Origin of the sequence: Paenibacillus sp. BR2-3 (assembly GCF_046529485.1) — a bacterium.
Taxonomy (GTDB): Bacteria; Bacillota; Bacilli; order Paenibacillales; family Paenibacillaceae; genus Paenibacillus_AQ.
On the sequence record NZ_CP126311.1, the window covers coordinates 625,086 to 650,898 of the forward strand.

Genomic DNA, 25,813 nt, shown 5'->3' on the forward strand with positions numbered 1-25,813 from the left:
GAACCCGCCTGCCATCCTTTCGTGTTTGTCTGTAGTGAATTAATAAATGAACGGAACGCTTCTTATTTTTAGGCAAGGGTAGGTGACATCTATGGATTTCTCGATATTGACTGGTCATTTCAGCTCCTACATGGAAGGCTTCTATAACACTTTGCTTTCCAGTGTAATCGCCCTGATTGGCAGTTTCCTGCTTGGCTCGCTTATCGCCGTATTCCGCATCTCTTCCGTGAGAGGGCTGCGCTGGTTCGGGACAGGATTCGTTGAGTTTGTTCGTAACATTCCGCTGCTGCTCGTTGTATATATTTTTTATTACGGTCCTTCGGCTATAGGTCTTTCATTGGAAGGTTTCACAGCGGGTACCATTGGTTTGGCCGTATATACCTCGGCATTTATCGCGGAAGCGATCCGTGCAGGAATTATGGCTGTTCCCAAGGGTCAAACCGAGGCCGCGCGTTCATCCGGTCTGAACTATATTCAGACGATGCTTCATATTATTTTGCCGCAGGCGATCAAGCTGGTGATTCCTCCGCTGGGCAATCAATTCATTAACCTGATTAAGAACTCATCAGTGCTGACGCTTGTCGCTGGCCTGGATCTGATGTATTTCGCGGATATTGTCTCCACGGAGACTTACCGCACGTTCGACACTTATATTTTCGTGGCGCTGTTTTATCTGGCTCTGACGCTGCCGCTTAGCTATGGCATCAGAGTGTGGGAGCGCAGGCTGCAGCGTAAATATTAAGCGAATACTTTTGGGAGGAGGGATTATATGGATTTTGCAGGTGCATACTCCGCTGAGAATTTGAAGTTTTTACTGGATGGACTCTATATTACGCTTATTGTGGCTTTTGCGGCCATTGTGCTGAGCTTTGTGCTTGGTTGTGTAATTGGTGTGATCCGGTATGCGAAGGTTCCTGTGCTTTCACCGATTATGTTTGTGCTTGTAGAGCTGATCCGTAACTTGCCGCTCTTGCTGATCATATTCTTCATCCGTTTCGCGCTTCCGGAGGTCGGCATTAAAATGGGTCTGATTACGGCGGCCATTGCGGGACTGACGATCTTTGAAGCGGCGATGATTGCAGAAATTGTTCGCGGGGGATTAACCTCGGTTGATAAAGGTCAAATTGAAGCCGCACGTTCATCCGGACTCAGCAGCTTTCAGACCCTTTGGCATATCGTGCTTCCGCAAGGGCTGCGGCGTATGGTTCCCCCTTTGGTGAGCCAGTTCATTTCTTTGCTGAAGGATACTTCGCTAGCGGTAGTCATCTCATTGCCCGAGCTAATGCATAATGCGGGAATTGTTATCGGACACGGTTATACGTACACGATTCCGACCCTGCTGCTCGTTGCATTGATCTATTTTACAGTAAATTTCATGCTGTCGCTTGTATCCAAACGTTTGGAGAGCAAAGGCGCGTGACCCCAGTATACTTATTCGTTTGAAAATACCTCGTAGTATGATAGTATAATTGTCAACCTCTCTAGGCAGGAGCAGTTGATGATGGGACAATCTCTGATTAAACATAAATATATACAGATTCTGATGGTGTCGGCGGTAACGGCTGTAGCGGGTGAGTTCAAGATCAACCCGTTCGACGGCGACATTTTTAGAATAGGCCTGGGCAGCAGTGCATTTCTGCTGTTTTTGCTTTTATTGAGGCATCTCCCCTATATAGCTACCGGTATTGCTACCGGGGTGGTCGTCCTGCTGTTTCGCACCGTTATGGATATGGCCGCAGGCAACGGGATGGCGGTTGAACAAATCCTCGGCAGGCATTGCTCGGCGATGGTTTATTATATTGTTTTTGCACTGGGCATGAGGCTGATCAAGACGTGGCTGGACACCTTTCATCCGCTCGTGCTCGGCGGCGTGGCGGCGTTTATTGATCTGATGTCAAATGAAATGGAGCTGCTGACCCGCCTGGTTGTGCTCGGAACGAGCTCTTTTCAGCTGAATGAATGGACGTATTTAATGGCAATCGCTATGCTGCGCACCTATTTCACTACGGGGATCTACAGCAGTATTTCCGTCAACCAGATGCGCATCGTCCAGAAGGAGCAGAAACGGCGGATCGAGCAAATGCTCGGATTCGGTTCGGGACTGTACGGTGAAGTTTTTTATTTGAAAAAGTCCATCGGTACCCTTGAGAATGTAACCTTGAACAGTTACGATCTGTACCGCAGCCTTAAGGAAGAGGGGCTTCAGCCGCCTCATACCCGTCAGGTACTGGACATTACACAGCAAATTCATGAGGTGAAGAAGGATTCACAGCGTATTTTGGCGGGCCTGGTTAAGCTTGTGGATCGTGAAGTTACGGGCGATATGCCGCTGTCCGGCATCATCCTCTTTACGGTGAAGAGCAATGCGAAGTACGCTGAAATGCTGGGTAAAAGAATCGACTTCAGCCATCATATATCCTCGGATTATACCACTGCCCATTACATACCTCTGCTGACGCTGCTGAACAATTTGACCGCCAATGCGGTGGAAGCCATTAAAGAACAAGGAACCGTGTCCCTCGGGGTCTATGAAAAGGGAGAAATCACCGTATTCTCTGTTACCGACAGCGGCGGCGGAGTGAAGGAACGCGATCGGGATCTATTATTTGAGCCGGGCTTTACGACCAAATTCGACGAAGAGGGCGTAGCGGCGACAGGTATCGGGCTTTCGCATGTGCGGGATATTGTCGATATTTTTCAGGGCGAAATTACAGTCGGTGCGGCTCCTCATACGGGTGGGGCTATGTTTCAGATCAAAATTCCTACAGCAAAGCTGCAAAAGGGGGAATAGAGCATGCCGCTTTCGTTCTGTATCGTGGATGATGATGGAAGTGCCAGAAGGATGCTGCAATATATAATCGAAGACAGCGGTCTTGGTGAAGTGGTGGGGATGGCGGAAGGCGGGCAGGACGGTGTGGCCCTAATCTTGAGTGAAAGTCCGGATATCGTGCTGATGGATTTACTCATGCCTGATCAGGATGGGATTGAGACGATTAATTCGCTTCAGGCTCAGGGCTGCAAGTCCAAGTTCGTGATGATCTCCCAGATCGAAAATGGGGACATGGTGGGGCGCGCGTACCGGAGCGGGATCGAGTTCTTTATCCGCAAGCCGATTAACCGGTTTGAAGTGGAAGCAGTCCTGCACAAAGTAAATGAGCGTTATGCCATCAACCGCTATCTCGACGAGATCAAGTCCAGTCTGGAAAAGCTGGAAGGGCTGCAGTTCGGCTCTCCTCCGCTGCCGCTAGCCAAACGAACCGTCCGGGAGATTTTGCAGCCGATCCTGATGAATATGGGGATGATTGGTGAAAGCGGCAGCCGTGACCTTATTGCGATTATGGAGATCTTATCAGGCAGAGAAGATAACGGCAGCCTCCCGCCGCTTAAAGAAATGTACGAGATGGTAGCTGCGACCTACAAAGAAAGTGCAAGTGATATTGCCAAGGAGAGCAAAGCGATCGAACAACGCCTGCGGCGTGCCCTATCGGCAGGTCTTTCAAATCTCGCATCAATCGGGCTGACGGATTACGGCAATCCGAAGTTCGAGCATTACGCGCCGCTCTATTTCGATTTCGAGGATGTACGTCTGAAGATGAAGGAAATTGAACAAGGCAGGGAAACCGCCAAGGTGAAGGTGAATATTAAGAAGTTTCTTCAGGTGCTGTATTTGGAGCTGCAGGAGGGAATGGGCCGTTAGACAATGAGACCTCCGGAGCCGCTGAATGCGGGCTGGCGGTTATTTTTTTGGGAAAAGAAGAAAGCGCTTGTGATTTGGGATAAGCCCTGTCCATGCTGTACAATAGACGCAGTAGCACAAGAAATGACGGAGGAACTTTATATGATACGTACACTTGCAGTAACGCATGAGGGAGAAGTTCTGACAGAATTGCCGCTTCAGGAGATTCACCTTGCGGATTACGCCTGGATCTGGGCCGATTTTGCTTCGCCTACGCCTGCGGAAACGCTGCTGCTTGACCAATATTTTCACTTCCATCCGTTGGCGATTGAAGATTGTATGCATCTGCTTCAGCGGCCAAAGCTGGATTATTATAAGGATGTGCAGTTTTTTGTGCTGCATGCGCTGAATGAACACACGCTGGAAGCGGAAGAGGTGGACCTGTTCCTGAGCAAAAATTTTCTGGTTTCCTATCACCACCAGGAGAAGTCGGAAATGGACGAAGCATGGGAACAGGTCATGCGTCAAATCCATAGCCGGAAAGGGTGGTCGGGCGGGCCTATGGCTGCTGCGTATACGGTGATGGACAAGCTGGTCGATACGTATTTCCCGAGCCTGTACAGTATTGAAGATGAGCTTGCCGATCTGGAAAGCCGGGGCAGCAACGAATCGGTGGAAGAATTGATGAAGCAGGTGTTTGATGTGCGCGGCCGCCTGCTGAAGCTGCGTCGGACCATCGTGCCGATGCGGGATCTCTTGTACCGGATTGTGAACTCGCAGCATGTGCAGAATAACGGGGAGGAGCGGGTGTATTTCGGTGACATTTATGATCACCTGCTGAAGCTGACCGATATGATTGAGGCGGACCGCGAAATGACTGCCGACCTGCGCGACAGCTATATCTCGCTTAATTCCAACCGGATGAACTCGATTATGAAAACACTGACGGTAATCACCACGGTTTTTATGCCGCTGACGCTTATCGCCGGGATTTATGGTATGAATTTCCGCGTACTGCCGGAGCTGGATTGGGAGTATGGTTATTTCGGCGTGCTGCTGTTTATGCTGCTGCTTGGCGGCGGAATGATCCTGTGGTTTCGGAGAAGCGGGTGGTTTAAGTAAAACAGCGCCGCTTATTTGCGGCGCCGTTTACGGGAGACCGGTGCTGAGCGCCGGCGATTGGGGGATGAGGATTTGCGGCGCTGAGCAGGGCGTCTTTTTTTACGCCGGTTAGGGCTGTAAAGGGCCGCATCCTCTTCTGCTGCAAGCGCTCCATTCGCCAAGCCCTTGGCTTTGCCGAACCCGCCCATAACGAGCTTTACCATGGGAGCCATCTGCTGAAAGCCTTGCATCACCTTCTGCACCTTGCCCATGGAATTCACGATGCCGTCGATGCCGCCCATCCGGTCTATGATGCCTTTAATCTGCTCCATGTTGGCCAGATTCCCGAGTCCGCCCAGTCCACCGAGACCGCCGAGACCGCCGAGCAGGCCCCCGGCTTTGGAGGTCGCAGCTTCCGTGACGGGTACCGCCAGTGCAGTTTCGGTAACTTCAGCTGCTCCATAGGGCGGGAAAAGACCGCTGGGTCCAGGGCCCGGAACCTGCACATAGGGGCTGATGCCGGGATAGGGCGATGTATAAGGTTCAGCCAGTGAACGCTGGCTGCGGCGGGAATGATTATAGTAATGATCAGGCATAATATCACATTCCTTTGTCAGTGGTTTGCTATACTGTATGTCATGGGCGAACATAACGTATAGACGAATGCCCGGGTTTTCAGGGTAGGAGCGGAAAAGGGCGGATGCCCATAAAGAATGGACGGAAGTGAAAAAACCGTGTCCAGGCTTGATTTTCGGCGCTTTTGTAGTACGATAGGAAAGTCGGTTGATGTTAACATAGGGAGGAAGGTTGTTAGCTTGTTTGTGCGCATGGAATGGACATTTGTCCGTGATTTTCGGACTTTACTGCGTGAATCCGTTAATGCTTGAAAAAAGCGCTCCAGTGCAATATAGTAGAGGCAGATAGCCACTTTCATTTTATGCTTCCGATGCAGTTTTGGACGAAGCCAAATCAGAGATGCTAATGCTGACAGAACTTTTAGGGGATGATTAACTTATGCAGCTTAAGAAGCTAAATGATAAAAGTATCGATCAATTATTCGAAGCCATTTTAACTTTAAAAGATATGGAAGAATGCTATGTGTTTTTTGATGACCTATGTACGGTGAATGAGATTCAATCCCTCTCGCAGCGCCTGGAAGTAGCCCGTATGCTGGGCAAAGGCTCCACGTATAACCAGATTGAAGCAGAAACAGGGGCAAGCACGGCTACGATTTCCCGGGTGAAGCGCTGCCTGAACTATGGCAATGACGGATACAAAATGACGCTTGAGCGTCTGGGACGATAGCATGAAGCCGGGCATACTCATCATCAGTCATGGCTCACGTGACGGTGCTTGGGTAAGGATTGTAGAGGAAGCCGTAAGCGGTTTACCGCTCTGTGAAGAGATTCCCGTGGCGGTTTCTTTTTTGGAACTCGTAGAGGGCCGTTTAATACAAGATGGAATCAATAAGCTGGAACATGGAGGGGTCACAGATATTCTGGTGATCCCCTTGTTTGTTTCCTCGGGAAGCACGCATGTCGATGAGATAGAATATGCGCTGGGTGCAAAGGCGGAACCCGAACGGGAGACGGATCTGGAGCTTTTCACGGTAAAAGCGCGTGTCCATTATGGTTACCCTGTCGACGATGATCCGGACATTGCCGTGATGATCTGGGACAAACTCCGTGAGATGTCGAAAGACCCGGCACGGGAGACGATTCTCCTGGTTGGTCATGGAAGTGTGCACGATGGCTTCCGGCAGCGCTGGCAGAAAGGGATTGGCTCGCTCGCTAATCGTGTGCGTGAGGTGAGTGGTGTTGCTGCTGCCGATTACGCCCTGCTCAATCCGGATAGTGTTCGGGACAAGGTAGAGTACTGGAGCGGGAAGGGGCATGATGTGCTGGTGGCACCGCTCTTTTTGAGTGAAGGGTACTTCACCAAGGTGGTGATTCCCCGGAAGCTCAAGGGATTAACCTACCGGTATTCCGGCAAAACCCTGCTGCCTCATCCGCTGCTTCCGCACTGGATCGGGAATCAGGTGGAGCTGCTCCTAAGACGTGTAAGGGGCGAGGGGCAGGCAGGCTTGGAGCAGAAGAAATAACCGGAGACTGCGGACGTTTAATACGGAAATGATAGCGGACCGCTGTGTACATTACGGCGGCTCCCGCATACACATATATATGGTGGTTTGGGTGCTGAATGAGGATGGTATTCTAGCTGCCGCTGGGACAAAAAAGGCTCTTTTGCCGCTGACATTGCTTGTAGGGTCCGGAATTGGTTATAATCATAAGGTTATCAATACTAAAAAACAGGTGGCGTTCCGGTAATGAAAACTGCGAGATTGATTTATAATCCCACTTCTGGACGGGAAGAAATGAAGAAGCGGCTCGCCGATATTTTGGACCGGCTGGATATTGGAGGCATTGAGGCCTCCTGCCATGCAACGACCGGAGAAGGCGATGCTACGGCAGCTGCGGTAGATGCGATCGAACGCGGATACGATCTGATCATTGCGGCGGGCGGCGACGGCACTCTGAACGAGGTTATCAACGGGATGGCGGAGAAGCCTAACCTTCCCCCCCTCGGCGTATTGCCTCTTGGGACTACTAATGACTTTGCGCGGGCGATGGGAATTCCGAAGAACTGGGAGGATTCCTGTGACCTGATTCTGCGCCAGGAGTCGCGTCTGATTGACCTCGGCAAAGCCAATGACCGTTATTTCATTAATATCGCCGGCGGCGGAAGCCTGACCGAACTGACATATGAAGTACCAAGCAGGCTTAAGACCATGATGGGACAGCTTGCTTATTATTTAAAAGGCATCGAGAAAATGGCCAGCCTGTCTCCGACGGAGCTGATCATCCGCGCGAACGGACAGGAGCTCATTCATGATGAGTTCATGCTGTTCCTTATCGCCAATACGAATTCCGTCGGAGGCTTCGAGAAGCTTGCTCCCGACGCTCGTATCGACGACGGCCTCTTTGACGTCATTGCGCTCAAGAAATGCAACCTCGCCGAATTCATCCGCCTGGTTAGCCTGGCGATCCGCGGCGAACATCTGCAGGACAAGAAGGTTGTCTACTTCCGCACAGATGCGATGGAAGTAACCTCTCCCGGTTATGTCCAGTTGAACCTGGATGGCGAGCTGGGCGGCACCCTGCCCGGCCAGTTCCGAATCCTGCCGCAGCATTTGCGGATATTTGCCCAGAATACGTGAGGTGTAAGTGAGCGGATGTGTTTGAGTGGGTGGAGATGAGTGGATGGAATTCGGAGTGGATGAAAATGAGTAGAAGTAATGTAGATAAATATGAGTTGATGAAAATGAGTAGAAGTAATGTAGATAAATATGAGTTGATGAGTTCGAGCGGTGACGATGAATGAATGGAATTTGAGTCAATGAAGATGAGTAGATGTAATTAGAGTAGATGGAAAGTATGGAGTGTGAGGAAGAAAGTAATAGTACTGGAAGGTTGGAGTGCGTGCCAGATGCCGATGTATGGAGAATTCAGGTGCGGGTTCATTTAACGGGAAATTCCCCCTCTAATGAGGCGGAAAAACCTGTTTTGAACGATTTAATGGGAAATACTACCGTTAATTCTATGGATTTGCCTCCCATACCTCGAAATAGCGGTACTTTTTCCCTTTAATCTCTTCTCATACCTTGATAGATAAAATTAACTGGAGGAATTCCCTCTAATTAAACAATGAGATAGGAAAGAAGTGAATTTTAACTAATGAGTAGACACCGCAGCGGCCGCAATACCAGCCGCCGGGACGGCACGGCGCCTGTCGCCGGACTGCCTGTAAACAAAAATGACGAGGTTATGCTGGACATCATCGGCATGACGCATGAAGGCGAAGGGGTAGGCCGCGTGGAGGGCTATACCCTTTTTGTGCAGGGAGCCCTTCCCGGAGAGAAAGTCCGGGCTAAGGTTCTAAAGACAAAGAAACAGTATGGCTACGCCAAGCTGCTGCAAATCGTGGAGGCAAGCAGCGATCGCATCGGGCCGCCCTGCCCCATTTACGACCAATGCGGCGGCTGTCAGCTGCAGCATATGGACTATTCCGCCCAATTGGCGTGGAAACGGCAGTTAGTGGTGGACAACCTGGAGCGGATCGGGAAGCTGACGGTGGCGGGGAATAGTGCGGGGCTTAGTGTTGAGCGAGACGGTGGGGAAATCGAAGGGGGAATCGAAGGGCAAATCGAGGAGCAAATCGAAGGGCAAGAAGCCGGGCAAAACAGTGGGCGAAATGACGAACAAAACGGCGGGCAAAGCAGTAAGTCAAGCTACCGCACAAATGACGGGATTCTTGTCCGTCCTACCCTCGGGATGGCCGAGCCTTGGCGCTACCGGAATAAGGCTCAAGTGCCAATTGGCGTAACAGATGGTGGACTCGTCGGAGGCTTTTACGCACGCGGAAGCCACCGTATTGTGGACATGGAGACCTGCCTGATCCAGCATGAGCATAACGATGCAGTCGTAGCCGCCGTGAAGAGCATCGGCAGCCAGCTCGGCATCTCCGCATATAATGAAGAAACCGGCCGCGGCCTGCTGCGTCACGTCGTAGTGAAAAAAGCCTTCCGCACGGGAGAAATGATGCTGGTGCTGGTAACCAACGGACGGGATATTCCGCATCAGGACGCTTGGATCGGCAGCATCCGGGAGCAGCTCCCGGATGTGGCGAGCATCTGCCAGAACGTCAATACGCAGCGGACGAACGTTATTTTTGGCGACGAAACCCGCGTGCTCTGGGGCAGAGATGTCATCTATGACTATATCGGCGATGTGCAGTTCGCCATCTCGGCGCGCTCTTTTTACCAGGTGAACCCGGCCCAGACTGAGATCCTCTATGGCAAGACTGTTGAGTATGCAGGCCTTACGGGTAACGAGACAGTAATCGACGCTTACTGCGGCATCGGGACCATATCACTGTTCCTGGCCCAGCATGCCAAGCAGGTGTATGGAGTGGAGATCGTTCGTGAAGCGATAGAGGATGCACGGGCGAACGCGCAGTTGAATGGCATGGGCAACGTGGTGTTTGAGGTAGGAGCATCCGAGGACGTAATCCCGAACTGGAAAGAGCAGGGGATTACAGCGGATGTTATCGTCGTGGACCCGCCGCGTAAGGGCTGCGACCCACGGTTGTTGGAGACGATCCTGGCGATGAAGCCGGAACGGGTAGTGTATGTATCGTGTAACCCTTCGACGCTGGCAAGGGATTTGCGGGTGCTGGAGGATGGCGGGTACAAAACTGTAGAGGTGCAGCCGGTGGATATGTTTCCGCATACGGTGCATGTTGAGTGCGTGGTAGTGCTATATCGGGAGGATTGAGTGATTAGACTCAGTCTCGAATTATATTGTAATCAAATCAAATCAAATCAAATCAAATCAAATCAAATCAAATCAAATTTGACGTTGTAAGGCGCAATAACTTCTTTGAACGAAAAGTAAATATCACGTTCAGACAGCCAGTTATCCAGTGAGATGAATTCTATAGTGATAATTGGCTCGTCTATTGTAAGTCTGAATTTTGTTCTGTTAATATCATATTTTTCGTACAATACATCTATGAGATTAGTTTTAAACTCATAAAAATCTTCTTGTATATCATAAACTCTAAACCATACTTTATCGTAAATAGGTGAATTAGCTTCTTTGGAGGGTTTTTGAAAAGAATTCTGTATCTTTGAACTCACTAGTTCCTCTAAACTATCCAATTTTTTTGCTATGTATTTTTGTGTATCGTTTATTGCAGATTCTTGAATCAATATTCCATTTATAATACGATAAATTGGGTTGTCAGTAATTTCATCTGTATCATCTAAAGCGGAGACCATTCCTGATAATTCTTCTTTGAATTTTGAGACGCCACTTAAATCGTTTGTATAGAATATTGTTCTTTCTTCTATTACATCAAATGGTAATTTTGTTCCAATTTCACATATTTGAATTACTGGTTTCCTTGCTGCATGTCGAATAGCGAGTTCATACATTACATTAGGATTTAGGTGTGTCAAATTTGCGATTACCAACTCATCTTCTAGGATTCTCTGAATAACCTGTTTAGTAATTGAACCAGATTTAGAAATTCTATGAGCGACTTTTATATTCTCTGAAGAATAACCTAACTCGGTCAAAACAGGTATTATTATCGAATCAATTACTCCTTCTGAGGCCCTTCTAATATCCGACAGTTCATCTCCAATTGGTGTTACTATAAAACATCTGTTGTTCAAGTTATTCAAAAATTCCACCTCTATTTAATGATTATCATTTCAATAAGAGTTAACTTCACAAATATACTTAATCATTCTTGCATCCTTAGCAGTATAATCGTTCCTGATTCCACTAAAATAATTCTCTGTTAAAATTACTCGTTTTAAATCGTTGATATAGAATAGTTTCCATGCAGATGGCTCGAATAATTTCATGGAATTTTTAAGTTGATAACCGCTAAGAACTTTATTATTAGCCGTTGATATTCCTAATCGAAATGGCTCAACTGTTCTTAAGCCGTTGTGGTACTCAAAAGTTATGATCTGCTTGTTTTTTATAGCCTCACATATAAGTCTGTCCATTTTAATCTCCCTTTGTTAATTTATTGAAATGAATTATTCAAAGGACATTAACTCTCTATAATATACTATATTGATGATATGAAATCACAGAGTATCTATTTACCACGAACATACAGTTGAGTTGGTGTTAAATGTCTTTCCTCAAAATAAACTCAGGCTTCATCATGTATTCCAGTGGATATATATCGTCTATTGAAGAGATCAACGCTTTGAATAAAGCTATTGGTCGTTTCTGATCTTTCTCATCTGTGTAATGAAATCCAAGCTTCTCAGGCTCTATAAGCTCAACAATAACAAAAGCATCCTCCTCGTCTGTCAATTTATAAATGATATTCTCCGGTTTAAATACATCGTCTGCATAGTAAAACGTGATCATATGAAACTCCGTATTTCTCCATTCCGTTCGGATTACCTTAAACGCCTGATTTTTCACAAGATCAATAAACCGCTCATGATAAAGTGATAATTCAATTCCAATAATATAGCCGCGTTTATCCATATCATTTCCATATTCAGTATCGTAACCTTTCTCGTAATCACTTTTAAAAGTGTTCTTGGCAAATGTCATTTTATCCAAATACGAAGCAATGTTCGTGTCTGTTATGTAAGGGATGGTCATTTGATCAGGATTCATATGCTTAGTGAGTTCGTTTTCTGGTTCCAGAACCCTTTGTTCAATTGCCGGAGGTTTTAAATAAATGTAACCCATATCGGAATGGGAGCTGTAGTAACAAGTAATTCTCATTATACTTCGCTCCTTCAACTATAGTATTCTGTTAGACGCAAACCTTGTGGAAAGGTTTCATAAATGCAAAATGAGAACATACGATTGCTGACAGAACGAACCTTGCAATAAATAGCGACAGATGGCATGGGCTGATTCCATGCTGTTAGTCGTCAGTGTTTCGGATACAAATCCTCCAAACTAGATGTAATCGGACTCATTAACCTCAATCCATATTTAAGCCCTTCGAAATACAACCATTCTTTTTCCAACAAATGCTGATAAGAAATAGCTTCTTCAAACTCCAATAAAATTCTATGAACAGAACCATCCGTTTTGCTCCTCATTTGAATTAATAACTCGGATACCTTTCCGGCTACAGGAATAACCTGTTCTTGTTTCTCTGCTGCTACAGACAATTCATTAAAACGATTAATCAATGCTTGCTTAAACCAATCAGGCCATTCTTCCATAGTGCTATCCCCTTCCACTTGTTCGAGTGTGTGTATGTTAACTCTGATGGGGGGGGGATGGCAGTTGTTGAACATTTAAGAGGAACTCATCAATCAAAGGCAAGGCTACTAGAACAATTTGACGACAACATATTTAAAGCACTAGTAGAGAAGATCGATATGCTCACGCAAGCGTCTTTTTGTTTTGTGTTGAAGAGTGGTATGGAGATTAAGGGGTTATTAATGAAATTTGGTGCTTTATTGGATTTTATCAGTATCCACATATCTTTTAGCCCTTTTGCATAACTTCATTGACTTGTTCACACTGAAAGATAAATTACTTTACTTCACAATGATACAGATCAAATAAATCATTGATACATTGGATAAGTATAAAATTTTCTTTAGGGAGGCAAATTATGAGGCGCTTTACAAAGTTTATATTATCCTTAGCATTACTTGCATCATTGGTCGTTCCGGTATCGCAGCAGAGTTTCGCAAGTTCAACTGATCACGTTATGATCACTGAGGTTTACTACGACACGAACTTGTCTTACGAACCCGAGGAGTATGTAGCAATTACAAATCCGACAACTGCAGCGGTCAATATCTCAAATTGGGCAATTAGCAATGAAAGCAATGAAGTTAGATTCCCTACTGGTACGTCAATAGCAGTAGGTCAAACCTTGTACGTCACCAAAACTGCAAGTAGTTTTAAAGGCGAAATGGTAACGATTACTCCAGCATTTGAATATGGAAGCGATAGTGATCCGGCTGTTCCGCAAATGGTTGTGCCAGGTACTGTTCCTGTATTTTCCAATACAGGCGGACAAGTTCAACTAAAGAACGGGAGCACAATAGTTGACGGGTTATTGTATGGAAGCACTGCATCCACTTGTACTTGCTGGTCAGGCTCTCAAATTCCAACCGTATCTGCAGGCGTTATTATGGTACGGGATCGCATGGAATCGACGGGACTATGGGAAGAGACAGACAGCGCGGCTGACTGGAATGGACTTAGAGTTTATGAAGCTGGTCAATCCAGATTTGATATAGCATCCTTCACGTATACAGGAAATGTAACCACCTACACTTCACCCGATTCCAGCTATAATGCGGTTACAAATCTTTTTAATAGCGCAACGACTTCTATCGATTTGAACATTTATGAGTTTCAAAGCACGTTTTTGATGAATACGTTAAAGCAAGCATTAGCGAGAGGTGTACAAGTCCGAGTCTTCGCGGAAGGCCAGCCTGTTGGAGGACTAACCGATCAATCGAAATACGTTTCACAACAAATCGTGAATGCCGGCGGACAGGTACGTTATATTATCAGTGACACAGCAAACCAACGCTTCAAAAGATATCGATTTGACCACGCCAAATATGCGATTGTTGACGGTACAAAAGTAGCTCTTCAAAGCGAAAACTTCAAATCCACAGGAACGCCAACTACAAATTCTTACGGAAATCGCGGCTGGGGCATTATCATTAATAATGTAGACTTTGCGAACTATGTAAAGAATGTATTCAACACAGACTGGAATGTGTTATTTAAAGATAGCTACCCTTATACGCCGGGAACCGCATACGGGGAGCCAACAGCAGGATTTGTTCCTGATACGTCGAATCCAAGCGGAAGCTATGCGGCTCCTTTCGCAAGCCAAACTTTCACTGGGACTATGAAGGTAACACCTGTATTTGCACCTGACTCCACGTTTTTGAAGGAAAAAGCAATTATCGGCATGATGCGGAATGCTACAACATCTCTTTATGTAGAACAATTGTATATCCATAAACATTGGGGCGCATCGGCAACCGGAACGCCGCAGAGTGATCCGAACATCTATTTAGAAGAAGTTATTGCAGCTGCTCGTAGAGGAGTTGCAGTCAAAGTAATTCTCGATAGTGCTTTCCTTGATCCTACAGATAGCCGCGATAATACGCATACGGTTCAATATATTAACAATATCGCCTCGACTGAAGGTTTGAATATGTCGGCAAAACTTATCAACCTGACAAGCACTCACCTTGAGAAAGTACACAACAAAGGTATCATTGCCGACTCGAATAAAGTTCTAGTGTCTAGCATTAACTGGTCAGAGAATAGTCCTATGAATAACCGTGAAGCAGGAGTAATCGTAGAGAATGCAAGCGTAGGCGCTTACTATGAAAATATCTTCATGTGGGACTGGAACGACGGGATCGTTAATCAGGCACCTACCGTCGCTATTCCGATTGCGAATCAAACCGCAACCGTTGGTGCTGGAAATATCATTGTTGATGCAACCAATACGTTTAGCGATGCGAACGGGGATGCTCTTACTTTAACCGCAACGTCAAGCAATACCGGTATTGCCCAAGTTTCCGTAAGCGGAAAAACGCTCACAATCAGTCCTGTTGCTGTCGGAAGCGCAACGATTACCGTAACGGCTAATGACGGAAACGGAGGAACGGTAAGCACCAACTTTACGGTTACTGTGAATTCCGCGCCAATCACCATCCTAAGCGAAACCTTTGAGACGGGTTCAAAAACCGCATATGCGGCAGCTGATGTCAGTTTATCTTCCGGATCATGGAGATTCGATAATGCGCTTCTTGGAACTTTAAGCAGTGACCGCAAAAATGGCGCCAAGTCTGCTAGAATTCAATCTACTGGTTTTATCAGCATGAACTTCGACGTTGCCGGAGCGGAAACCGTGAAATTGAAACATGCGAATTTCAGTTCCGATACGGGAGCTACTTGGAAGCTGCAAAAGTCCACCAATGCAGGCTCCACTTGGACGGATGTGAGCAGTCCTATGACAAGTACTTCCACACTGACAGAACAAACGATCAATGTAAATCATTCAGGGAACGTCCGATTTAGAGTTTATGTATCGGGAACGTCTGGCAAAAGAATTAATATTGACGATTTTTCGATTATTAATTAAACCGTTTGTTTACCAATGAATAAGAACCTGATGGATGCCATTAGGTTCTTATTTATTATACAAAGTGATACATTCTATATTTATGAAAATATACGATTAACTTTGCTGTTGCAAAAATCACGCCGTCGAAAAAAAGTAAACACGTAAGAACCTTTGAAAATGGAAAATCATTGATTTCCACGAATTGTAAGAATATCGAGCAAGAAGCATTTGGTACTTATGCTTTTTTTACTCCGCGCCATACACTTGGATATCCGTTGGTCAAGAGTTCATATATCCCTTTCACGGTCTCCACACATGTAGAGGCGGTTTGTTCCTTGATTTATAAGGGTTTATGAGTAGTGAGAAAGTAGATTGGGGACGTGGTATATTCACGTCCCTATTTTAATTGCGATTGGAGTGTGCCGGGTACATTTCCATCTGATAAAGGTCAATAATCATGTTGCTACTTTTTAGAATATCCAGACCGATGAGACCGTTAATGTAATTAATGCCTTCATAAAAAATACCAAAATCAATAGGGATGTCTTCCATAATCAAATCACCTATTCGGATTTGATCAACGCGTTTTTGAAAAGTATATTCATCTCCTCCGATCCCAAAGCTCCGTACAAGTTTATCTCCGTTTTCAAATTTGATGCCAATCTCAGATACAACGTCAGAGGACAGAAGGGAATGCGCTGCGCCTGTATCAATGACTAAATTGTCGATGGTTAAGGAGCGTCCGTTGTAGTCAATTGTCATTGATGTCTGAAGTAAGCCGTGTGTAAATTCAATCTGCATCTTATCTACCCCTGTACAGAGGATGATTTCTAAGTTCGATAGCTATATTCTCTTGTCCGGTATGATATACAATATTGTTGTTTTTGCACTTCAATAACACTCTAGTGGCTTCGTTAGGGTCTTGAATGGCTCGAACTAAAGCAACGTCATCTACGAACTGAATGTTATCTTTGGTATGAGAATCAAGAATTTCAAGCAAAACGTATTGATCGGGATAAATCGTACGAACCTCTTGCCATTGCATCTTTATCACACCCCTATAGTATTCAGACTATTGTCAGTAAGAATTGTGCTCGTCCATTAAATCTTGCTATATATAATTATACCCTACTGTGACAATAGAGGGTACTTAAGCAGCGTAAAAATGAATTACTCATCTCAATCTTAATCTCCATCTTTATTTGTGAAAATTGATTCGAACTTATCAGTTGCTAATTGATCTGCTATACGCATAGCGTAAGCAAACGTATTCATAGTAATCTGAATATTACATGGCTGATCAAGAACGTACGTTCCCTGACAACCAATGGCACCACTGATTAGGTATACTGTGTCAAAAGACCATTCATACATAGCTTAGAAGGAAGTAATTGGATTTCATCGAAATTATAGTGTGGAAACCTAGTACCTTGACCGCATCAAATTTCAGGGTATAAATGTTTCAATTTGCCTCTGGCCTGCTGAGTGGTAAAGTGCCACTCCACGGACTTTTGTGCCTGGTTGCGATCGACTTCCCATGCCGTGATTTCGCGTTGCAATTGTTCGATAGAGCCGATGCGCCGATCCAGACATTGGATCGTCATAGAACTCAGTTCAATTTCGGCCATGTTTAGCCAGCTTCCATGCTTGGGAGTGTAGTGGATTTCCAATCGTTTCGCTAAAGATAAGGCCTGTTCTGGCGGAAAGGTTTCATATAACGAAGAGATTGTGTGCGTGTTCAAATTGTCCATGACGAGCCGAACCCGTTTCGCATCGGGATAGTGAACGTCCAGTAATTCCTGGATTTGAAGTGCCCAATCTGCTTTGGTTCGTCTTTCGCTTGCCTGTACGTGACGCCATCCAGCTAACGGTTCCGTAAACAAAAACACACTGCAGCTTCCCTTTCGTACGTATTCGTAATCTTCACGCCGCACTTGCCCAGGTTTCATCGGTTCGGATGGACGAGAATCCTCCAGAAGCTGAATCGGCTGTTCGTCCATACAAATTAGTGGGATTTCAGGATCGTAAGGCAGGGCATACGTCTCCAAAACATCCTCCATTCGGGCGACAAATTCGGCGCTGGACTTGGCGGGAATACACCATTGTTTCTTTAAGTGAGGCTTAAGTTTCGTTTTTTTAACGTGGCTCGAATCGTCTCTCGTCCCACCGATTCTATAATATTCAGTTCGATGACCCGGCGCGTCAATAGACGAATGGTCCAGCGAGCATAGCCCACCGGCGGCTCGGAACAGGCCAGTGCAATGATCCGGGCCTCCAGTTCTCCCGTAATCACAGAGGGATGCCCCGGCTCCGACCGTTTTCGATACTGCAATGTGGCCTCTAAGCCGCGGGTACAGTAACTCTTCACGGTATGATGAATCGTGACGTCACTAACACCAACTCGCTGGGCAATCTCCATCTGCTTGGGAATGGCTCCTTGACTTTCATCTACCAGCATGAGGATGAGGCAGCGATTTCGAATTCCCCGTGAAGTCTCCTTCGCATGAAGAAGTTGCTGAAGCCGTTCGCGTTCTTCGTCTTTCAGTTCAACCACGTATTTTTTGTTCATTGGTAAGCCCTCCCATTTGACTCTATATGGAGAGCTTAAAGGTAATATTATTCACGGTCAAGGTACTAGTTATAATAGATGAGTATCATCATAGTTAGGAGAATAACCTTGGCCGAGAAAATTATACGTATCTTTAATATCATTAATGCAATCCAATCAAACCCTGGTATTTCTGCAGCGGATCTAACCTTTAAATGTGATGTAGACATCATTCCCTTTATCTCTACAGAACGGGCATACTCTAAAACTTCGGTTTTACCAAGCCACAGGAATATTAGCTGAGGTCTTTGGAGAAGAAGACGCCTGTGTTGTTGTAGATTTAAAACCGATGTGTATAAAGAGGGGCAGCAGCAGGTGTTTGTTGATTTCAATCGGCAGCAGGTATGGACGTATAGGGTAGAGTTGGAGAGGGCGTTTGGGTTAAGGGTGAAAGAAGTAGGGTTGTATATTTTAGATCGGGGTGAGTATGTTTCTCTATGAAAGAACACCTGTGGGATATAAAATAGTAATCTAATCATATGAAAACTTGCGGGACTTAGGAGGAAGCCTGAATTGCAATCCATATCTCCGAAAATATATTGGAATCAAGTGTTTATGCAGATAAAAGGCCAGGAGGCGATGAAGGCCCCATGTTGGCTAGAGAGGTATCAATCTTATCTTAACGAACTGCAAGGCACGGAGATTCTTGAAATTGGTTGTGGAAGTGGAAATGACTCTCGATGTTTGGCCGAACAAGATTATCATCTCACAGTCACTGATTTCTCCGAGGCGGCTCTTTCTATAGTCAAGCATAAGGTACCGGATGCCACCTTGCTGTTGCATGACACGAAAGATCCGTTTCCTTTGGCGGATAACGCCTTTGATGCGATAATTGCCAGCCTGTCGTTACACTACTTCGAGCGTAACATAATGAATCGGATCATCTGTGAAGTTGAACGGATGCTGAAACCTGGGGGGCTGCTGTTCGTCCGCTTGAATTCGGTAAATGATCCCGAGGCGGAGAATCAGCATCCGATAGAACGTTTCTATTATAGTATTGAATCTTGCAGAGAACAGTTTCCGGATTGGAAAGAGAAGAGTCTGCAGGAGGTCACCCAAGATTATCATGGGAAATACAAAGTCATCATTGAAGGAATATTCGAGCGATCCAGAACAATTGATAGCGTAAGGGGGCGCTTTTGATGGAACGAAGCAGAGAAGGCTTGTAGAGATGGTTACAAAGATCAAGGAGAATGCGCTTAAGATTATTGGGTGAATATAATCGGGAGCGTAAAGTTGTCGCTGCTCAAACTCTTTAATCCCCATATATTACAATTACTTCTTTGTGTCTATAATGGAAGTATGCTCGTGAACTTTGATCAGGAGGAGGGGAAAGAATATGATAAAAAACTTTTATTTCGAGAATTTTAAGAGTTTTAGCCAATCTCAATTAGAAATCGAAGAATTAACTACAATTATCGGTTCTAATGGTGGCGGCAAATCAAATGCAATCGAGGCAATCAAAATTCTTTCTGAAATATCTACTGGAAGAGAATTGTCTGTGATCCTTGATGGATCGAAGAACGTAGATAGTGAGATTAGAGGTGGTAGTGTGGGGTGCCCCAAGAATGGTTCTGACTCTTTTACCTTGGGCTGCACCGTAGATATAGATGAAAATTACGATTTGGAATATTCAATTACAATAAAGACCGGTAACAGAGTTTTCGTTTATTCGGAAAGTCTATACAAAGTTTCACATTATGGAAAAAACGTTATCTTCCAGTCCAAAGATACTACAGACGATTTTAGCGATATTAATGTCAAATACAGTAATGGAAACAGAGGGAAAAATCCGGAACTTACTTGTAACCGTTCAGTTTCAATATTGACTCAAATGTCCTCCAAGATGCCTTCAACCACCAAAACGTGTAAGGAAAACATTCAATATATTAACCTTGTAAAAGAACGTTTAGGAAAAATTTTATTTTTGGACCCATTGCCTAGTCAAATGAGAGATTATTCTAGAATGAGTGATCACGAATTGAGGCCCAAGGCAGACAATATATCCTCCGTCCTTTATGAATTATGTAAGAATAAACTATACAAGAAGGAACTGTTACAGGTATTAAAATCATTGCCGGAGAATGAAATTCTGGATATAGGCTTTATTGATACTTCAATTGGCGACGTTATGCTGAGATTGAAAGAGAGATATGGGGATTATTCTGAATATGTTGAGGCTAAACGTCTGTCAGACGGGACATTAAGGTATTTAGCAATAATAACCTCTTTAATCAGTGAAGAACCAAAGAGTATGGTTATCATAGAAGAAGTTGACAATGGCATTCATCCAAGCCGAATTAAGAGCTTAATTGAAACCATATCCAGACTAAATAAAGAAAATCAAATTGATGTGGTGATTACTACCCATAATCCAACTCTGCTTAACGCGCTCACGAAAGAGGATATGTTGGGAGTTGTCTTATGTTACCGAGAGCCAAATGATGGGTCAAGCAAGTTTTATTCATTGCCGGATATAGAATCATTGCCGATATTATTATCTAAAGGAAGCCTAGGTGACCTGACAGTTCGAGATGAATTGGTTATGGCGGTTAAAAATCCCTTACAGGATAACCATGACTTAGACTGGCTGGAGGTATAATAATGCACGTAAGTATTATTGACACATCTATTTTATGCAACATTATAAATATTCCATTTCGAAACGAAAAACATAAAGAGATTTTTGATCAGCTCAAAGTTTTGCAACAAGATAAACAACATATATTAATCCTGCCTTTTGCAACCATAATAGAAACTGGAAACCATATTGCTCACATTTCAGATGGAAATGTAAGAAGAGACCGGGCTCAGCTCATGGCCGAATTAATAAAAAGAACAGTAAGTGATAAAGCACCTTGGTCTTATTACGGAAAAGAATTCGAGCGTGAAGAATTGTTAGAGATCGCAGGTGCACTTGTAGAACACGCTGTAGCAGAAATTGGTATTGGAGACTTGTCAATAGTTCAGGTGTTCAAAAAGTATAAAGAAACAGTCCCTGCCATCGGATCCATAAGAATATGGAGTTTAGATAAGCATTTAAATTGCTACTACGAGGAAATGCCAATGCCTCGCAGGAGGAAAAATCAGTAATCTTGGTGGAGTGGATAAAATCAAAACATTGCTGGGATGTGGTCTTTTGGCTGTCATCATACCCATCAATTTATTCTAGGCATTATCCTAGGGCGATTGGTCTCAGTGTATGATATTGAACTTTTCACCTGATATCTACAAGCTGGTACTCAGCATATACTATGGAGGCATGCACTCTGTAGCTATAATACTCAGTGCGGCTACAATCATCTTGTGTTTTGTCATAAGAAGAAGTGGGATTGGCAAGTCTGCAGCCATCGTGGGATTTGTGACAGGGATATTGGACTTGATCGGCGCGTATCCCTGGTTGATTGGAACTAATACCCGTGACGATCTGTCGCGGGTATTTTGTTGTCTTCTGATTTGCGTTAATTTGCCGCTGCGAAAGAGGATGCTAACCCAATCCCGTCCCCATCGTTTATACTAATAAGGTCATAACACATCTAAGGAGCTGCCGAATCGATTATGAATAAAAAAGAAGTCGCGCATATTCGCAAACAATTTAAGCTGGACCATGATTTGCTCAAGCTTTTTGATATTCTTAACGTATATGTCATGAAGGAAAGCAGTGAAATCTATCATTACGAGTGTCAGCCGTTCGAACTGGTAGATCGGGAGAAGCAGGAGCTGTATATCGGAAATTTCAAAAAACTGCTGACCGGTGAATTGGATCAGAAGCTGTTCGAATTACGGTTTCAAGAGGAAGCGGAGGAGCCTGCGAAGGTGCTGCTGCATCAGGGGCTCGTGACTGGAGATCCGGAAGAATGGCAGGATCTGATGCTCCTGCTCGTGGACAGGATGCTCAAGGATACCAAGCTTGAACGGGATACGGTGGTTACTTTCGTTCGCGGGCAGTACTTCCGGCCGACCAAGAGCAGGAACGATGAAGCCGAGGAGAGCGAGCGGAACGAAATGTTCGGTCATCAGTTCATCCTGTGCAGCGTCAACATCACGGAACCGCAGCGGAAATCGCTGTTGTTCGATTATGCCGAGCGGGAATTCAAGTACAATGTCATCGTAGACCCCATCATTAAATTGAGTTCACCGGAGCAGGGATTTTTCTACCCAAGTGTTACTGACAATGCATCCGATGTAAACCGCGTTCTATATTGCTCGGGCAAAGCCAATGAACCGAACCCTCATTTCATCGATCAGGTCCTGAATGCCGAGAAGACGGTAACGGCGAAGGAAGAGAGAGTTATTTTCGAGGAGATAGTGAAAGAAGTGGCGGGTGATCAATTCGACGCGTTAACTTTGGCTCATGTATACGAGGAGATCTACCAGGTTATCGAATCCAATGAGGAGGAAGAAGCTCCTAAGCTGGATTATAGAGATGTGGAACGCGTACTGACGGTAAGCGGCGTGGAGAATTTGACCGCGGAGAAGGTGGAGCGTGCATTCGAGACGATTATCGATGACAGGAACTATGAACTCAAAGCCGGCAGCGTGATTCCGAAGTTCACCACGAAGTCGATCAAGATTGAGACGAAGGTAGCGACCATTGCTGTAGCCCCGCAGGATCTAAGGTATGTGAAGCAGGTGAACTATCAGGGCAAACGCTGCATCATGATCGAGGTTGACGAGGATGTCGTGATTGAAGGGTTCACGCTCAGTACGGAAACGTTATAGTCCGAACACGGGGGTTGCTCTCGGTCACAAGTCATGCTTTAGTCGAACACGGGGATTGCTCTCGGTTACAAGTCATGCTTTATTCGAACACAGGGTTTGCTCTTTCGTCACAGGGTCATTTTGTGATTTAACATCCATTTAACATGCCTCATATGATCACGTGATATAACAGTAACTAGTTATAACAGTAACATTATTTGGATTGAACTTGAAAATTTGTAGGAAAGGAAAAGGAGCAACGAAGGGGAATTTTGGAACTGGAGGAGCGCCAGCGCCCGCCTTTGTCTCCCGATTTCAACCGCGAAGGCGGTATAAAATCAAGAAATCGGGAGACAACAGCGGCCGGAAGTCCAAACATTCACCGCAGTTGCGACTGACCTTTCCTCAAGGAACTAAAGCTCAATCTCTTAAAAGGCGGTGTTATATGAAGTTAACCAAAGAGGAGAAATCATGGATTCTGTATGACTGCGGCAATTCAGCCTATTCGATGGCCGTTACCACTGCGCTGCTGCCGATTGTATTCGGCATGTTCACGAATGTGAACAGCAGTATGGATTTAGGGTATTTCAATTCCATTGCAAGTATCCTGGTGGCTATGCTTAGCCCGATTTTAGGTACGATCGCAGATTACAAGGATACGAAAAAGCGCTTCTTCGTGTTTTTCGCTTTGATCGGTGTAATGGCTACCGCTTCGCTGGCATTCGTCGCACCCGAGAGCGGGCAGTGGCAGCTATTGATTGTTTTTTATATCTTGTCAGTCATCGGTTTTGCCGGAGCTAATATTTTCTATGACTCCTTTCTGGTGGATGTTACGAATGATGAACGGATGGATAAGGTATCCACCAGAGGTTTTGCTTTCGGATATATCTCCAGCGTCATTCCATTTGGAATCAGCCTTCTTTTGATTTTTGTTATGGGAATGGACAAGTCCATCGGTTATCAGATTGGATTTATCATTACGGCCCTTTGGTGGGGGCTTTTGACGGTACCACTGATCAGGGACGTGAAGCAGAGACACTACATTGAACCTGAGCCCAGACCGGTTGTGAACAGTTTTAAAAGACTGGCAGATACCTTTAAGAATATCAAACAGCACAAAATTGTATTTGTATTCTTAATCGGTTACTTTTTCTATATTGACGGGGTTGATACCATCATTAAAATGGTGGTGCCTTATGCCACTTCGGTTCTGGGCGCTGATGCCTTCGACACCTTCACCTTACTGGGGATTTTATTAGTCATCCAGATCATTGCGTTTCCGTGTGCGATCCTCTATGGTAATCTAGCTAAAAAATACTCCGCCCGAACGATGATTATTGTTGGAATTTTCACCTATATCATTTCCTGTATCGCGGCTTTCTTTATCACTTCGGTGTGGCATATTTTTATTCTGGGTGCGTTAATTGGTTCAGCCCAGGGCGGGATTCAGGCACTCAGCCGTTCTTATTATGCGAAGATTATTCCTAAGGAAAACTCCAATGAATTCTTTGGCTTTTACAATATCTTTGGCAAGTTCGCGGCGATCATCGGTCCTGCGGTGATGTCTTTGACAACAACCTTAACGGGCAATGCAAAGCTAAGTATTTTGGCGATTATCCCGTTATTTATTATTGGATTTTTCGTATTTATAACGTTACCTAAAGAGCAGTCTGAAATTGATGAAGCCAAGGGGTAATTCTATGAAATCCATAACAGAACAAACGGCGATGGCCAAATATCTGATCGTCATCTCATACGATGCCTTCTCAGAGGACAATTGGGAAATGGCAAGCCGTCTTCCGAACTTATCGAAATTAATGAAGAGCGGTGCCCACAGCAATAAATTAAAAAGCGTATATCCCACGCTCACCTATGTGGTTCACACCACGATAGCCACCGGTGTATATCCGGATAAGCATGGCATCCATCACAACAATCCTCATCAACCGTTTGTTAAGGAGGAGGAGCAGAGCTGGTTCTGGTTTCGGAATGCGGTCAAGGTACCTACAATTTATGATGCTGTGCGCGAACACCGGATGAGTACTGCCGCAATTCTGTGGCCGGTATCCGGCAAATCCTCTATTAGGTATAATATTCCTGAAATCAGGGCTATCAACAATGAGAACCAGGCCCTTAAGGTGTTGCGAAGCGGGAGCCCCCTATACTGCCTCCAGATGGAGATGAAATTCGGACGGGTCAGACAAGGGATTGCGCAGCCCTATCTCGATGACTTTACAACAAAGTGTGCCGTAGACACGATTAAGCGTAAAAAGCCTAACCTGCTCATGATGCACTTGATTGATCTGGATGATGCCAAGCATACGCACGGAACGGACAGCGATGAAGTGAAGCAGGTAATAACACGCATGGATAACAGGCTGGGCGAACTTATGCAGGCCGTGGATGAAGCCGGTATTAAGGATGATACGATTTTTCTGATTTTGGGTGACCATGGACAGTTCAACGTCAGGTACAAAGTGCATTTGAACAACCTTTTGCAGGAAAAAGGCCTAATCTTTAAAGAGAATGGTGAGATGAGATGGCGGGCTTACTTTCAGTGCGCGGGTGGAGCGGCTTATCTGCATATCCAGCCGGGTGATCAGGAAGCTGAACAATTAGCATTGGCGGCTATTGAAGACTTTATGAAGGATGACTCCTCAGGTATAGAGAGTGTGTATGCTAGAGAGGCGTTGGATCGTCTTCATGTGGGCCAATCCACAAGGGTTATGCTTGAAGCCAAGAGAGGCTATTGTTTCGATGAAAGCCTGGAGGAGCCGACTGTAGTAGATTTGGAAGAACAAGGGGTTAAATATGCTACTCATGGCTATTCTCCCGATAAGAGCGATTATAGATGCAATATTGTGATTTCAGGGGATAATGTTAAAAAAGACTACCACATCGGTGATCTCGAGATGGTCGATATTGCCCCTACGATGGCAAAGATATTAGGGATTGATTTCAATCATTGTGACGGCAGACCTTTAGATGAAATTTTCATTTGTTAATGCAAGCTGTATGAAATCATAGGTTCGGGCTGGGATGTAACGATGAGAGGA

The 25,813-nt window shown here is 45.2% G+C and carries 25 protein-coding genes; 17 read left to right on the plus strand and 8 right to left on the minus strand.

All coding sequences use genetic code 11. From position 1 onward, the window contains the following. Window positions 1-91 precede the first annotated feature (91 nt). From PaeBR_RS03035 to corA, 5 genes are all read left to right on the plus strand, one after another. Complete coding sequence (locus tag PaeBR_RS03035) at window positions 92-742, plus strand: amino acid ABC transporter permease (protein WP_410513444.1); 651 nt, start codon at window positions 92-94, stop codon at window positions 740-742. 27 nt (window positions 743-769) lie between these two features. Next, window positions 770-1,420, plus strand: coding sequence for an amino acid ABC transporter permease (locus tag PaeBR_RS03040; protein ID WP_410513445.1), 651 nt, complete (start codon window positions 770-772; stop codon window positions 1,418-1,420). 81 nt (window positions 1,421-1,501) lie between these two features. Then, complete coding sequence (locus PaeBR_RS03045; protein WP_410513446.1) at window positions 1,502-2,791, plus strand: ATP-binding protein; 1,290 nt, start codon at window positions 1,502-1,504, stop codon at window positions 2,789-2,791. Between the two features lie 3 nt (window positions 2,792-2,794). Continuing rightward, window positions 2,795-3,697, plus strand: coding sequence for a response regulator (locus PaeBR_RS03050; protein WP_410513447.1), 903 nt, complete (start codon window positions 2,795-2,797; stop codon window positions 3,695-3,697). A 141-nt stretch (window positions 3,698-3,838) separates the two neighbouring features. After that, window positions 3,839-4,798 (plus strand): magnesium/cobalt transporter CorA, encoded by a 960-nt coding sequence (gene corA / locus PaeBR_RS03055; RefSeq protein WP_410513448.1) that lies wholly within the window; start codon window positions 3,839-3,841, stop codon window positions 4,796-4,798. A gap of 11 nt (window positions 4,799-4,809) precedes the next feature. Here corA and PaeBR_RS03060 read toward each other — a convergent pair whose 3' ends face one another. After that, window positions 4,810-5,373: a tyrosine protein kinase gene (locus PaeBR_RS03060; protein ID WP_410513449.1), complete on the minus strand. Its 564-nt coding sequence runs from the start codon at window positions 5,371-5,373 to the stop codon at window positions 4,810-4,812. Between the two features lie 418 nt (window positions 5,374-5,791). Between PaeBR_RS03060 and PaeBR_RS03065 the strand changes: the two genes are divergently transcribed. From PaeBR_RS03065 to rlmD, 4 genes are all read left to right on the plus strand, one after another. Further along, complete coding sequence (locus PaeBR_RS03065; protein WP_410513450.1) at window positions 5,792-6,082, plus strand: YerC/YecD family TrpR-related protein; 291 nt, start codon at window positions 5,792-5,794, stop codon at window positions 6,080-6,082. Window position 6,083: 1 nt separating this feature from the next. Beyond that, on the plus strand, window positions 6,084-6,878 hold the full coding sequence (locus tag PaeBR_RS03070; RefSeq protein ID WP_410513451.1) for a sirohydrochlorin chelatase: 795 nt from the start codon (window positions 6,084-6,086) through the stop codon (window positions 6,876-6,878). A 225-nt stretch (window positions 6,879-7,103) separates the two neighbouring features. Continuing rightward, window positions 7,104-7,994 carry a diacylglycerol kinase gene (locus tag PaeBR_RS03075; protein WP_410513452.1) on the plus strand — a complete coding sequence of 297 codons (891 nt, stop codon included), beginning with the start codon at window positions 7,104-7,106 and terminating at the stop codon, window positions 7,992-7,994. 517 nt (window positions 7,995-8,511) lie between these two features. Further along, window positions 8,512-10,110 (plus strand): 23S rRNA (uracil(1939)-C(5))-methyltransferase RlmD, encoded by a 1,599-nt coding sequence (gene rlmD / locus PaeBR_RS03080; protein WP_410513453.1) that lies wholly within the window; start codon window positions 8,512-8,514, stop codon window positions 10,108-10,110. Between the two features lie 62 nt (window positions 10,111-10,172). On the opposite strand, the gene PaeBR_RS03085 is transcribed toward rlmD, so the two are convergent. The 3 genes from PaeBR_RS03085 to PaeBR_RS03095 form a co-directional block, all read right to left on the minus strand. After that, complete coding sequence (locus PaeBR_RS03085) at window positions 10,173-11,024, minus strand: hypothetical protein (protein ID WP_410513454.1); 852 nt, start codon at window positions 11,022-11,024, stop codon at window positions 10,173-10,175. Between the two features lie 460 nt (window positions 11,025-11,484). Further along, window positions 11,485-11,991: a hypothetical protein gene (locus tag PaeBR_RS03090; protein WP_410513455.1), complete on the minus strand. Its 507-nt coding sequence runs from the start codon at window positions 11,989-11,991 to the stop codon at window positions 11,485-11,487. 263 nt (window positions 11,992-12,254) lie between these two features. Continuing rightward, window positions 12,255-12,554, minus strand: coding sequence for a hypothetical protein (locus PaeBR_RS03095; RefSeq protein WP_410513456.1), 300 nt, complete (start codon window positions 12,552-12,554; stop codon window positions 12,255-12,257). A 57-nt stretch (window positions 12,555-12,611) separates the two neighbouring features. Between PaeBR_RS03095 and PaeBR_RS03100 the strand changes: the two genes are divergently transcribed. Next, window positions 12,612-12,839, plus strand: a complete 228-nt coding sequence (locus tag PaeBR_RS03100) for a hypothetical protein (protein WP_410513457.1) — start codon at window positions 12,612-12,614, stop codon at window positions 12,837-12,839. A gap of 113 nt (window positions 12,840-12,952) precedes the next feature. After that, window positions 12,953-15,466 carry a phospholipase D-like domain-containing protein gene (locus PaeBR_RS03105; RefSeq protein WP_410513458.1) on the plus strand — a complete coding sequence of 838 codons (2,514 nt, stop codon included), beginning with the start codon at window positions 12,953-12,955 and terminating at the stop codon, window positions 15,464-15,466. A gap of 384 nt (window positions 15,467-15,850) precedes the next feature. Here the strand turns inward: PaeBR_RS03105 and PaeBR_RS03110 are convergent, their stop codons facing one another. The 4 genes from PaeBR_RS03110 to PaeBR_RS03125 form a co-directional block, all read right to left on the minus strand. Beyond that, window positions 15,851-16,249, minus strand: a complete 399-nt coding sequence (locus PaeBR_RS03110; RefSeq protein ID WP_410513459.1) for a retropepsin-like aspartic protease — start codon at window positions 16,247-16,249, stop codon at window positions 15,851-15,853. A 1-nt stretch (window position 16,250) separates the two neighbouring features. Beyond that, window positions 16,251-16,493 (minus strand): hypothetical protein, encoded by a 243-nt coding sequence (locus tag PaeBR_RS03115; RefSeq protein ID WP_410513460.1) that lies wholly within the window; start codon window positions 16,491-16,493, stop codon window positions 16,251-16,253. 394 nt (window positions 16,494-16,887) lie between these two features. Beyond that, window positions 16,888-17,670 (minus strand): IS630 family transposase, encoded by a 783-nt coding sequence (locus PaeBR_RS03120; RefSeq protein WP_410515058.1) that lies wholly within the window; start codon window positions 17,668-17,670, stop codon window positions 16,888-16,890. Continuing rightward, complete coding sequence (locus tag PaeBR_RS03125; protein ID WP_410510947.1) at window positions 17,559-18,017, minus strand: helix-turn-helix domain-containing protein; 459 nt, start codon at window positions 18,015-18,017, stop codon at window positions 17,559-17,561. The genes PaeBR_RS03120 and PaeBR_RS03125 overlap by 112 nt, the downstream gene beginning before the upstream one ends. A 552-nt stretch (window positions 18,018-18,569) precedes the next feature. Here PaeBR_RS03125 and PaeBR_RS03130 point away from each other — a divergent pair. From PaeBR_RS03130 to PaeBR_RS03155, 6 genes are all read left to right on the plus strand, one after another. Further along, a complete protein-coding gene (locus tag PaeBR_RS03130; RefSeq protein ID WP_410513461.1) occupies window positions 18,570-19,199 on the plus strand; it encodes a methyltransferase domain-containing protein in 630 nt (209 codons plus the stop codon). A gap of 196 nt (window positions 19,200-19,395) precedes the next feature. Continuing rightward, window positions 19,396-20,658, plus strand: a complete 1,263-nt coding sequence (locus PaeBR_RS03135) for an AAA family ATPase (RefSeq protein ID WP_410513462.1) — start codon at window positions 19,396-19,398, stop codon at window positions 20,656-20,658. Between the two features lie 2 nt (window positions 20,659-20,660). After that, window positions 20,661-21,149, plus strand: a complete 489-nt coding sequence (locus PaeBR_RS03140; protein ID WP_410513463.1) for a hypothetical protein — start codon at window positions 20,661-20,663, stop codon at window positions 21,147-21,149. 465 nt (window positions 21,150-21,614) lie between these two features. Beyond that, window positions 21,615-22,778 (plus strand): DUF4317 domain-containing protein, encoded by a 1,164-nt coding sequence (locus PaeBR_RS03145; RefSeq protein ID WP_410513464.1) that lies wholly within the window; start codon window positions 21,615-21,617, stop codon window positions 22,776-22,778. Window positions 22,779-23,202: 424 nt separating this feature from the next. Further along, window positions 23,203-24,453: an MFS transporter gene (locus tag PaeBR_RS03150; protein ID WP_410513465.1), complete on the plus strand. Its 1,251-nt coding sequence runs from the start codon at window positions 23,203-23,205 to the stop codon at window positions 24,451-24,453. Between the two features lie 4 nt (window positions 24,454-24,457). Further along, the gene (locus PaeBR_RS03155) at window positions 24,458-25,762 is read left to right on the plus strand and encodes an alkaline phosphatase family protein (RefSeq protein WP_410513466.1); all 1,305 of its coding nucleotides are present in this window, start codon (window positions 24,458-24,460) and stop codon (window positions 25,760-25,762) included. Window positions 25,763-25,813: the final 51 nt, after the last annotated feature.